Origin of the sequence: Bacteroides cellulosilyticus DSM 14838, from assembly GCF_000158035.1 — a bacterium.
Classification (GTDB): Bacteria; Bacteroidota; Bacteroidia; order Bacteroidales; family Bacteroidaceae; genus Bacteroides; species Bacteroides cellulosilyticus.
Map to the genome: position 1 here is coordinate 1,226,827 of NZ_EQ973491.1, position 11,286 is coordinate 1,238,112.

Here is an 11,286-nt window from a genome sequence, read left to right on the forward strand (position 1 = left end):
GGTTTCCAACCCATGTGAATCATTCCGATACTTCTAACCTGCCTTTCTCCTATCTGATAGAGCAGAACAATACTACTTATCTTGTACCGGGCGTCAACCTGCGAAGTGTAGGAACCATCCGTGATGCACAGAAGTGGCCGAAGCGTGATGGACGTACGGATTCCAACAAACTGGATTTCATCAATTACAACTTACTCAGTCCCTATACCGTGCAGAAGATGTTCAAGGGACGGGAAACTTTGCAGAACCTGCGCCATGCTTCGGGCGAACTTTCCGATATCTATTCTTTCCATAGTGCGAAGATCCGTAACTCGGCATTGGTGAAGGGTATCAAGTTCTATGAGATCGCCATCCATAAATTCCTTGGAAACTCTGTCATCAAACGTCTGGAAGGTATTGAATTCAAAAGCAATGAAGAAATACGTGCCCGCCTGAAGCCCGACACCACAGTGGGTAGCGGTGAGTGGGTGGACATTTCCGGCCTGATAGCTCCGAAGAGCGAGATAGATGCCCTGATCAATGATATCGAGTGTGGAAAAGTAGACCGTCTGAAGTACATCAATGCTGAATTTGAGAAGATGCATCAGAACTACTACACTTATGAGTGGACCTGGGCTTATGAAAAGTTGGAGGAATACTACGGAATCAAACCGGACAATATTACGGCTACAGACATCATCCGCATTGTAGAGAAGTGGAAGGAAGCGGTAGTCGGGTTGGACCGTATGGTGTATGATGATGCCAAGAAAGAATTCTCGCTGGCTTCTATGACGGGCTTCGGTGCCGACGGCTCGCGCGCAGAGAAAGAAATGGACTTTGAGCAGGTACGCGGTGACTTTGAAAGTAATCCGTTTGTCACTGCCGTGCTGAAACATATTGAAGATAAGACAGCGTTGGGTGACGAATTGATAGGTCGTATGCAGAGGGTGTCATCATTTTCACTCTAATTAAAGAAATATTTCAATAATAGTTCTTACCTTTGTGCTACGATTCATTAATTTAATTTACGAGTAATTATGGCAACAACACCTCCGTTCAAGTATCAACCTATGTTTGAGCATGGGGAAGATAAGACTGAGTATTATCTGCTTACAAAAGACTATGTATCCGTAAGCGAGTTTGAAGGAAAGCCCATTCTGAAGATTGAAAAAGAAGGTCTTACAGCAATGGCTAACACGGCTTTCCGCGATGTGTCATTTATGTTGCGCCGTTCGCACAATGAGCAAGTTGCTAAGATTTTGCGCGACCCCGAAGCAAGTGATAATGATAAATATGTAGCACTGACCTTCCTGCGCAATGCAGAAGTAGCTTCAAAAGGCGTGCTTCCTTTCTGTCAGGATACCGGTACGGCTATCGTTCATGGTGAAAAGGGACAGCAGGTATGGACTGGCTATTGTGATGAAGAAGCTCTTTCGTTGGGTGTCTACAAAACATATACTGAAGAAAACCTGCGTTACTCTCAGAATGCTCCGTTGAATATGTACGACGAGGTGAACACGAAGTGTAACCTGCCTGCGCAAATAGATATCGAAGCTACCGAAGGTATGGAATATAAGTTCCTTTGCGTGACCAAAGGTGGCGGTTCGGCCAATAAGACTTACCTGTATCAGGAAACAAAAGCAATCCTGAATCCCGGCACTCTGGTTCCTTTCCTCGTTGAGAAAATGAAGACGTTGGGTACAGCTGCTTGTCCTCCTTACCACATCGCTTTCGTCATTGGCGGTACTTCTGCTGAGAAGAACCTGCTGACGGTAAAGCTGGCTTCTACTCATTATTATGATGAGTTGCCCACTACGGGTAATGAATACGGACGTGCCTTCCGTGATGTAGAACTTGAGAAAGAAGTGTTGGAAGAAGCCCATAGGATTGGCCTCGGTGCACAGTTCGGCGGTAAATATCTGGCTCATGATATCCGTATCATTCGTCTGCCTCGTCACGGTGCATCTTGTCCGGTAGGTCTGGGCGTTTCTTGCTCTGCCGACCGTAACATCAAGTGTAAGATCAACAAAGAAGGTATCTGGATTGAAAAACTGGACAGTAATCCGGGCGAACTCATCCCGGAAGAAATGCGTCATGCAGGCGAAGGTGCCGTAGTTAAGATAAACCTGAATCAGCCGATGGCAGATATCTTGAAGGAACTGACTAAATATCCGGTGGCTACACGTCTGTCATTGAATGGTACGATTATCGTAGGCCGTGACATTGCACATGCTAAGCTGAAAGAACGTCTGGACCGTGGTGAAGATTTGCCACAGTATATCAAGGATCATCCGATTTACTATGCCGGTCCTGCCAAGACTCCGGCTGGTATGGCTTGTGGCTCTATGGGCCCCACTACTGCGGGACGTATGGACTCGTATGTAGAGTTGTTCCAAAGTCATGGTGGCAGCATGGTTATGCTTGCAAAGGGTAACCGTAGCCAGCAGGTGACGGATGCTTGCAAGAAGTACGGTGGTTTCTATCTCGGTTCTATCGGTGGTCCTGCCGCTATCTTGGCGCAGAACAACATCAAGAGTATCGAATGTGTAGAATATCCCGAACTCGGTATGGAAGCTATCTGGAAGATTGAAGTGGAAGACTTCCCTGCATTCATCCTGGTAGATGACAAAGGCAACGATTTCTTTAAACAATTGAAACCTTGGAACTGTAGTAAATAAGAGGAATCTTTCTATATAGATTAAGTGAAAGCTGTCCCGAAGAAGTTGATTAACTCCTTGGGACAGCTTTCTTGGTTTAATAGATGTAGAACTTGATATGCTCCTTCCTTTTTCCCCTAAAGCTTTCATGTTTATGTCATTATGCTATAAGCAAAACCTTGTTTTCCATATGGGGGCTGTGCAGCCCACAATTGCGGGACGAACAGCCCCCATATGGAAAACGTAGAGCCCGCAACTGTGGGATGAAGTTTTGCTACAGGCAAAAGAACAAAAACAATAAAGCAAAGCTTGGTTTTCATACGACCTTCTTCCCGTTTTTCTTATTGTTCCTAAGTATTCCATTGTGGAGTCTATAAGTTCTGCAACAGGTTTGCCTACACCATCCTACATCATCCTACACTATCCTACACCATTTTACGTTATTTATTTGCTTGATAATCAAGAGAGAACGGTTGTCGGTGTAGGATGTAGGAAATAAAGAAGTATTTTTTTTAGTGTCACTAACCTCAGGTGGATATCAGAAAAATAATAAGATATTCTTGTATGCCGATACTAATTTCTATCTTTACACCTTCAAAATCAGATTAATCTTATTGACAGTTATGGAAACTACTCCCCACATTTCTCCGAAGGCGGACTCCCGTGTTGTTTGGCTGGATGTCGTGCGACTGATAGCTATGTTTACCGTGGTTTGTTGTCATTGCACAGACCCTTTCAACTTTTATCCGGGAACGGCTCCGAATATTGAAGATATCAAGTTTTGGGGGGCTGTCTATGGGGCGGTGCTGCGTCCGTGCGTACCTCTTTTTGTGATGATAACGGGAGCTTTGTTGCTTCCTGTGCGTGGGGATGCATCCGTATTCTATAAGAAACGTATTCCACGTGTGTTTTTTCCGTTTCTTATCTGGTCGGTGATTTATAATCTTTTCCCTTGGATTACAGGATTGCTGGGAGTGGAACCGCGGGTGATTCTTGACTTCTTCCCGTACTCGGGCGAAGAAGTGATGCGCCAGTCTTTAGCTGTCAGCATGGGATATATTGCCGAACTTCCTTTTAATTTTTCTATCCTCGATGTACACATGTGGTACATTTATTTGCTGATAGGACTCTACTTGTATTTGCCGATATTCTCCGCCTGGGTGGAGAAAGCTTCGGAGAAAGCCAAACTCTGGTTCTTGGCAGTATGGGGAGTGACATTGCTTATACCTTATTATAATGAGTTTGTAGCGCAATACTTGTGGGGAACTTGTTCGTGGAACTCATTCGGCATGCTTTATTATTTTGCCGGCTTTAATGGATACCTGCTTCTGGGGCATTATCTGCGCAACCATGACTGGACTGGACGGCAAGCTGCACTGATAGGTGTTCCTATGTTTGTGGTGGGCTATGCGGTTACTTTCTTCGGTTTCCGCCACATGACGGCATTGCCGGACTTTACGGATGAAATGCTGGAATTGTTCTTTACCTATTGCTCACTGAATGTGGTGATGATGACCATTCCTGTATTTATGTGGGCAAAGAGAGTGAACATTCGTTCGGAGCGGATGATAAAGGCATTATCCAATCTGACACTTTGCGGTTTCGGAGTTTATATGATACACTACTTCTTCACCGGTCCGTCAGTGGTACTGATGCGGGCGGCAGGTGTTCCGTTGTGTTTGCAGATACCTGTCGCCGCAGTGGTTGCATTTGGCGTTTCCTGGTTCCTGGTGGCAATGGCATACCGTTGTTTTGGAAAGAAAACGAAATGGGTGATGGGATAGTCTCTGTAGGATTATCCTAATTCAATATACTTCTTCATGGTCAGACGGTTTTCACCGTCCAGGCGTTGGTATGAAACTTCATTCATAATGCTTCGTATCAGGAATATACCCAGTCCACCAATGGCACGTTCTTCAATGGGAATGGTGATATCGGCATCCGGGGCATTGGTCGGGTCGAAGGAAAGTCCCTTGTCGGTCAGTAAGAAGATTAATTGATTGTCTGTCAGGCTGGCTTTTAGTCGGATTTCATGATGCTCTTCCAGCGGGTAGGCATACATGATAACATTGCTGACAGCTTCTTCCAGTGCCAGATTGATATGCATGGTTGTTTCTGCCGGCAGGGACAAGTCAGAACAGAATTCTTCTACAAAGATTGCCAAGGCTGTGATCTCATCCAGCTCGTTGGTTATTCGGATCTCTTTTTCCATGATGTTATGGTTTTATTGTTTTAGGTTCATAATGAATTAGCAGAATGGTCATGTCGTCACTGGCCTCTGCTTGTTGTACATGGGAGGCTACGGAACGAACCACTGTATCTACTATTATGCGTACGTCGAAAGTGCCCAGCGGAGCCAGAGTTGATAATAGGCGATCTTCACCATACAGCTCTTTGGAGGCGTTTTCAGCCTCGGTTATTCCGTCGGTATAAAGGAAAAGACGGGTATTCTTTTCAAGAGTGATTTCTTCATCGGTGTATTCCATATCTTCCAGTACTCCTACGAATAACTGTATTTTTGCCTTCAGTAGCGTTGTATTTCCGTCTGCACCTATTATAATAGGTGGATTGTGTCCGGCATTACAGAAACGCAGGCTTCCGGTTTTCAGGTCGAGTATGCCGATGATGAGGGTAACGAACATATTGGCCTCATTGTTTTCGGAGATAGAACGGTTCATCTTGCTCATAATCTCGGCAGGCGAGGTGGCCTGTTGGGCGAGGGTGCGGAACAGGCTGCGTGCAATGGCCATGAAGAGTGAGGCCGGAACACCTTTGCCCGATACGTCACCGATGACGAAGTAAAGCCGGTCATTGTCGATAAAGAAATCGTAGAGGTCGCCGCCTACTTCTTTGGCAGGATGCAATATGGCATGCAGGTCCACGTCTTCCCGTTCGGGGTAGGGTGGGAAGATTTTGGGAATCATTCCCATCTGTATCTCGCGGGCAATGGACAATTCGCTTTCAATGCGCTCTTTGGAGGCGGTCGTTGTGCGCAGTTCCGAAACGTAGCCCGACAATGACTGCTGCATATAGACCAGTGAGTCGTGCAAATCTTTTATTTCATCTTTGGAGTGTACTTCGGGTAATGCCACATCAAAACGTCCTGTGGCAATGGAACGGGCGGATTCGGAAAATTCTCTGAGCGGACGTACCAGTCTGTGAATGATTTGATAGATCAACGGAAGCAGTACCAGCATACCTGCCAGGAAAATATAGATGATGCGGTGGGAGGTGGCATCCAGATTGTGGAGTATCACCTGGCTGGGGCAGATGGTGCATACAGACCATCCACAGTTAGGGATGGCAGTATATAGAGCGTATGAGTCCTGTTCCGCATTGTTGAATTGTGCTGTGCCGGTCACACCGTTAAGTATATTGCGGCCTATTTCCTCTTCCTGAACATCATTCTTGCCCAGGGCAACGGAGAAAATGGTTTCGTTCATTATCTTTTCCCGGTCGGGGTGGGTGAGGAAACTACCGTTCCGGCTGAGCAGGAAGGTATAGCTGGATTGGTAAGGTTTCAACTTATTCACCATATCGGTGAAACGGGACAGGGAAATGTTGGCCGTAAATATGGCATATACCTCTCCTTGTGGGTTGCGAAGAGGTAGCGCGTATGTACTCATAATTGTATTTCCGCCTCCCGTGTCGTAGTAGGGTTCGCTCCAATAACTCGTTTTCAGAAGTTTAGGTATCAGATACCAGTCCATGCAGGGATAATCGTAGTCTGCTCCACCCAGTTTCAGATAGTTCACGATCTCTTCTGCCCCCTCGTTGATGCTGAAGGCGTATGGCATGAAGTATTTCCCTTTCTCCTTATAATATCCGGGAATGAAAGCGATACCGCTTCCTACAATCAGGCTATTGTTTTTCACGATGGCGGTGAGGACATCTTTTAGAGAATCGGGGGTGCTTAGGTTTTTCTCCACAATCCAGACGGACTGTTCGAGGGTAGATTCTACAATCTGCAACTCTCCGCTGATTTGTGTAGCTGTGTTGCGCAGCAGTCCGTGTGCATGGTCTATGGCATCTTCCGTTATCTGCTTCCGGCTGTAATTATAGAACAGCATCATGATGCAGACAAAAACTATCAGCGTGAAAGACAGCACATAAATGCTTAGTTTGGTGGCAAACGATGGGGAAAAAAATGCTTTCATGGAGGAATGATTATATAATTAGGGAGATATGGTGATGTGCAGTGTTGTTTATTTTACAAAATCCTCGTAACGGATACTGGCACTTCCGGCAGGCGTCAATATCATTGCAGCGCGTGCAAATCCTTCCCGGCTGAGGCGGTAGGTACGTTGTCCGCTTTGCTGGTCCACTTGCAGGCGGAGAACTTCCTCCAGCATTTTGCGTTGGTGGTAGCGATTGGTGCCTATATTGCCCTTTTTCACTTCTTCCATAACCATATCGAGGGCTTCTTCACGGTGCTCGTTGGTCCATGCCCAACCACGCATACTGGCTTTTACCAGTTTGCGCACGACTTCCGGATATTGGTTATAGAACTCTTCCGTGACGTACAACCCATCTTCAGGCAGGTTGTAGCCATAGTCGGCAAGACGTATGGAGTATATCGAATCAACGTTCATCCCGTATTCCGATAATTGGAGATACTCATTATAACTTCCTACCAGGCAAGGATCGGCAGCCCCGGAAAGAAACACATTGACTCCGCTGTTGAACCGTATCCATTCTACCTGTTTCAGGGCGTAATGCTCTGCAAGCCGGTCAAGTAGTTTTTGGCTCAGATGATTCCATACGGCTATCTTCTGGTTTCGAAGAGATTCCTCGCCTTTAAGAGGAGAGTGGCTGATAAGCATCAGACTGTTTTCCTGTGAGGTCTGCATGACGTTTACTACACGTGCGCCTGCAAGCCGCTCCATGAATGCGTATGAAAGGTTCATAATCACTACCGGGGCACGACCTTTCTCCATAAACGAAAAAGAGCTTTCTGAGATGGCAGGATGTTGTACGCATACGTCAATTCCCTCCTCCTTATAGAATCCCAGCTTATCCGCCACGTAATAACCGGTAAATTGGGCTTGGGCGGTCCACTTCGGGGTGAGCATGATGCCTTGTGCTTTAGTCTGGGGTGAAGCAAGTAGTAAAGGCAATAGGAAGATGCTGAAAATAAATCTTTTCATCATAATATTTACCGGATATTAAAGAGAGAAGTGCAGCCCGTCATTTCAAAGATGTTTTTTATTTCCGGCCTCATAGCCTCGATAATCAAACTTCCCTGATTTTTCTGTACGCTCTTTTGCAGGATAAGAAAGCATCGCAGGCCGGAACTGCTGATGTAGGACATTTGTTCGCAATTGACGATGATATTGGGCTTGTCTTCTTGAAGCAAAGGCTGTATGGCTATGCTGAAGTCGCGGGCGTTGGCTGTATCCAACCGGCCTTTTATATCCAGTACAATGATGCCGTCTACTCTGCAAATGTTTGTGTCCAGCAGAGCGTCCGGTTTAAAGTCTATATCCAACCGTTTCACTAGAGTCAGCAGATTTTGGGTGTCCGTAGTTCGGTAGTTTACTTCGTCCATTGTGCGGTGAATAAGGAAATGCCCTAATCCTTTGGTGAGCTGCTCTTCGAGGGATGGCTTTTCATCCGGACTTTTTTTCTGGAACGGATCAACTGCGATTCCTTCGTCCGTGATCTGGAAAGTCAGCCTTCCGGGAGTGATATGTGCCTGAAGCTGAATTTCGCTTGATTCTCCTTTCGGATAGGCGTATTGAATGATGTTGGCTATTATCTCTTCTATCGCGAGATTCATGCTCATCGCTATTTCCGAGGGGATGTTGAGTGATACTCCCAATTCTTCCATAAATTGGGAAATACGCCCGGTCTCATTCAACTTGTTGTTGATAATAATTTCTTTTTCCATGTTCTTTCGTTAATGCTTTATAGTAACGTGTATAGTAGCTGGCTTAATATGTGCAAATATCCCTATTTCCCTTTATATCGAACGGCCTTCCTCGCTTAAAAGCGTCCCACTTTGGGTGGAATGGCTGAAATGGTACTTAATACTACTTGAAAATGGTACTAAAAAGATTGTATATATTGCCCCATAGTTGATAAGTTTTATAACTTTGCGCCAGAAAAATATATCGGATAAACGAACACCTGTAAAATAAAAAGCGAAAGGAAAAATGACCAGTGTAATCATGTTGTTTATAGAGCTGCTGCTCGATATCGTCGGTCTTGTTACAGGAGGGATTATCTGGGCACATTCTTCTGAAAGCAAAATTCGTAAGGCTTGGGGAATGTTGGCTACCACTCTGTCGCTACTTCTGCTGTGCGATAATATAGAGTGGATGTGGCTTTTTAGCCGTGGAGTGGAGGAGATACCCCGCTTCGTTGAGGTGCCTATGGATCATTTGTCTATTTGGCATATTGTACGCGTGATTTTCTTTTTCCAGCTCTTTTCGCTATTTCCCATTGCTTCACTGAAGCCTGGATGGATGACGCTGACAAGGATCACCAATTATTGCATTCCTATACTACTGATTGTTTGCATTGCTTGCTGTTATCAGTTCTTTAACGGGCATTATACGATGCTGAAGTCCTTCGCTGCTATTGGAGAGAATCTGGGAAAGCAGGATGTAGTGGTCAGACTGATGTTGTTTGTCATCAGTGTATTGATGCCTTCCTTGAACTTTCTTCTTCCTTATCTGAAGCGTTGGATACCTATCCGACGGGTACAGAGTAGGGGGATGTATATTTATATGGGATGTTTTGGATTGATTATGTCGGGGTATATCTGGCTGATGTTAGGAACCAGTGGTTTATGTTTTAACCTTTTCGGGTATTTTGTGGTTGTGCCTACTATCTTGCTGAATATACTCTATCTGCGCAATGATAACCCGCTCTCTTTACCGCCATTGCCGGTAATTGATTTAAGCCGGCAGGAAATAGAGGCAATCAAGGAAATTGAAGTGTCTCCCGTAGTGCTTGAACTTAGTGAGCAACTGATGGCCTTTATGAAAGGGCATACACCTTTTACCAATCCCCAATATTCATTGCAGAATGTGTTGACGGATATAGGAACCAATGAGCACCGGTTCAATAAGGTGTTGCGTTACAATGGTTTCTCAGGATTTCGGGATTATATTAATTTCAATCGCCTGCAATACTTTAAGGAACAGGCGGCTTTACGGAAAGAACTGACAGTGAAAGAACTTATGTTTATGAGTGGATTTACTTCGCGTTCCAGCTTCTATCGCTATTTCGCCAGTATTGAGAAAATGTCTCCGAGCGAGTATATGGAAAGACTTCAGCAGGAAGGTTAGGGGATTTCACCACAGAGTAACACTGAGTTTCACAGAGTTCAATATTCAATATATGCAATTAAAGAAATAAGATTCTGTGAAACTCAGTGTTACTCTGTGGTGAATCATTGTATCTTATTCTTTTTCTTCCACTGTTCGTACTTCTTCAGCACTTTCAGTCCGTCGCTATTATACCAACTATATCCGTTACGGCGTTCGTGTCCTATTTCTGAGATATCGAACTTCTTCACTCCATCGCGGTCACTGAAGAAAGGACGGTTATCTTCCAGTGTATAGAAGCGTGCCCACAAAGGAGGACAATCCGTACATGGTACCATGCGGTAGTCTTTCTTTCCTTCGTCATTGGTGAAGAACTCTTTCTTTATGCCTTCAATCTTGGATGACTTGAACCATTCAACTGCATTTTCTATACAGTTGATAACCTCTTGTGAGGGATTGGGCAGAGACATTAATAGAATGACTATTTCGTCAGACTCTTGTCCGCTCAGTGAGGGTAACTCATAGGCGCGTGCTTTAGCGGGAGCAAGGGTATGTTCGTCATGTTGTGCACACCAGACGGTTGGTTTACCATTTAGGACAACTTGCGTTTTGAGGATGCACTCCACACCTTTGTTGAATGCGGCGCGAGCACGGTTGCAGATACTGTCGGGGACATATTCATAAGGGGCTTTCTTTTCGTATACCTCGCGCAGAAGTTCCATTACATTTACCATCGCGTTGTCATTGTAGGTGATATGTGTGTAGTAACCTTTGGGACGGGGCCAGAACTGAGGCCAGCCTCCATTGGGATATTGTGCTTTGAGGATATAACGGATGCCGTCCAGCGCACTGTCTCTGTATTTCTTAATATGAGTAGCCAGATACAGGCGGGAGAGGTATTGGATTTCCGTACTGGTGGCGTCGTTGTCTATGGTGCTTTCGTTCACTTCATCTTTGGAAGCAAGTACATCTTCCAGCTCTTGTTCTGTTAGTTCGGCAGGCATATAGATATTTTTAGGCCAGCCGCCGGTAGTTTGTTGATAGAGCAGGACATTGTCGCCAATGCGGATGGCTTCAGGAGTTTTAAAGAATTCGTCGTTTAACTTGGGTGCCATCTTTACCCAAGTTTTATACGGCTTTTTTTCTTTGTAGTTTACGGTTTCTTGTGCGAATAAGTTTGTCAGGCACAACAAGGCCAGACAACACAGGCAAATCTTTTTCATGGTCGTTGTTTTTTATAGTTCTACTGATGGCAAAAGTAGAGGAAAAAAATTCGCCTGATGGGGAATATTTGTTTTATTCCAGGTATTTTGTTACTTTTCCACTGATTTGCAACAAAGAAATCTCGCATAATTTAGTGTTATACTCCGCCGAAA

Annotated in this window: 9 protein-coding genes; 4 read left to right on the forward strand and 5 right to left on the reverse strand. The window is 45.1% G+C overall.

Features of this window, described 5'->3' with window-relative positions; genetic code table 11:
* The 3 genes from BACCELL_RS17030 to BACCELL_RS17040 form a co-directional block, all read left to right on the forward strand.
* Positions 1-947, forward strand: a 947-nt coding sequence (locus BACCELL_RS17030; protein WP_007213190.1) for a DUF4954 family protein, incomplete at its 5' end; no start/stop codon positions are given.
* Between the two features lie 69 nt (positions 948-1,016).
* Positions 1,017-2,657: a fumarate hydratase gene (locus BACCELL_RS17035; RefSeq protein WP_007213191.1), complete on the forward strand. Its 1,641-nt coding sequence runs from the start codon at positions 1,017-1,019 to the stop codon at positions 2,655-2,657.
* A 602-nt stretch (positions 2,658-3,259) separates the two neighbouring features.
* Positions 3,260-4,420, forward strand: coding sequence for an acyltransferase (locus tag BACCELL_RS17040; protein ID WP_007219640.1), 1,161 nt, complete (start codon positions 3,260-3,262; stop codon positions 4,418-4,420).
* 11 nt (positions 4,421-4,431) lie between these two features.
* Here the strand turns inward: BACCELL_RS17040 and BACCELL_RS17045 are convergent, their stop codons facing one another.
* From BACCELL_RS17045 to BACCELL_RS17060, 4 genes are read right to left on the reverse strand one after another with little or no spacing between them, the layout of a single operon-like run.
* Positions 4,432-4,848 (reverse strand): ATP-binding protein, encoded by a 417-nt coding sequence (locus tag BACCELL_RS17045; RefSeq protein ID WP_007213195.1) that lies wholly within the window; start codon positions 4,846-4,848, stop codon positions 4,432-4,434.
* A gap of 4 nt (positions 4,849-4,852) precedes the next feature.
* Positions 4,853-6,793, reverse strand: coding sequence for a SpoIIE family protein phosphatase (locus tag BACCELL_RS17050; RefSeq protein WP_007213196.1), 1,941 nt, complete (start codon positions 6,791-6,793; stop codon positions 4,853-4,855).
* A 48-nt stretch (positions 6,794-6,841) separates the two neighbouring features.
* Positions 6,842-7,786: an ABC transporter substrate-binding protein gene (locus tag BACCELL_RS17055; RefSeq protein ID WP_007213197.1), complete on the reverse strand. Its 945-nt coding sequence runs from the start codon at positions 7,784-7,786 to the stop codon at positions 6,842-6,844.
* 5 nt (positions 7,787-7,791) lie between these two features.
* A complete protein-coding gene (locus tag BACCELL_RS17060; RefSeq protein WP_007213198.1) occupies positions 7,792-8,526 on the reverse strand; it encodes an anti-sigma factor antagonist in 735 nt (244 codons plus the stop codon).
* Positions 8,527-8,791: 265 nt separating this feature from the next.
* On the opposite strand from BACCELL_RS17060, the gene BACCELL_RS17065 reads away from it, so the two are divergent.
* On the forward strand, positions 8,792-9,931 hold the full coding sequence (locus BACCELL_RS17065; protein WP_007213199.1) for an AraC family transcriptional regulator: 1,140 nt from the start codon (positions 8,792-8,794) through the stop codon (positions 9,929-9,931).
* 104 nt (positions 9,932-10,035) lie between these two features.
* On the opposite strand, the gene pelA is transcribed toward BACCELL_RS17065, so the two are convergent.
* On the reverse strand, positions 10,036-11,133 hold the full coding sequence (gene pelA / locus BACCELL_RS17070; protein WP_007213200.1) for a pectate lyase: 1,098 nt from the start codon (positions 11,131-11,133) through the stop codon (positions 10,036-10,038).
* Positions 11,134-11,286: the final 153 nt, after the last annotated feature.

Bases quoted from the DNA above. Each gene is read 5' to 3' on its own strand.
- BACCELL_RS17035 (WP_007213191.1), top strand. From the start codon at position 1,017: ATGGCAACAACACCTCCGTTCAAGTATCAACCTATGTTTGAGCATGGG.
- BACCELL_RS17040 (WP_007219640.1), top strand. From the start codon at position 3,260: ATGGAAACTACTCCCCACATTTCTCCGAAGGCGGACTCCCGTGTTGTT.
- BACCELL_RS17045 (WP_007213195.1), bottom strand. From the start codon at position 4,848: ATGGAAAAAGAGATCCGAATAACCAACGAGCTGGATGAGATCACAGCC.
- BACCELL_RS17050 (WP_007213196.1), bottom strand. From the start codon at position 6,793: ATGAAAGCATTTTTTTCCCCATCGTTTGCCACCAAACTAAGCATTTAT.
- BACCELL_RS17055 (WP_007213197.1), bottom strand. From the start codon at position 7,786: ATGATGAAAAGATTTATTTTCAGCATCTTCCTATTGCCTTTACTACTT.
- BACCELL_RS17060 (WP_007213198.1), bottom strand. From the start codon at position 8,526: ATGGAAAAAGAAATTATTATCAACAACAAGTTGAATGAGACCGGGCGT.
- BACCELL_RS17065 (WP_007213199.1), top strand. From the start codon at position 8,792: ATGACCAGTGTAATCATGTTGTTTATAGAGCTGCTGCTCGATATCGTC.
- pelA (WP_007213200.1), bottom strand. From the start codon at position 11,133: ATGAAAAAGATTTGCCTGTGTTGTCTGGCCTTGTTGTGCCTGACAAAC.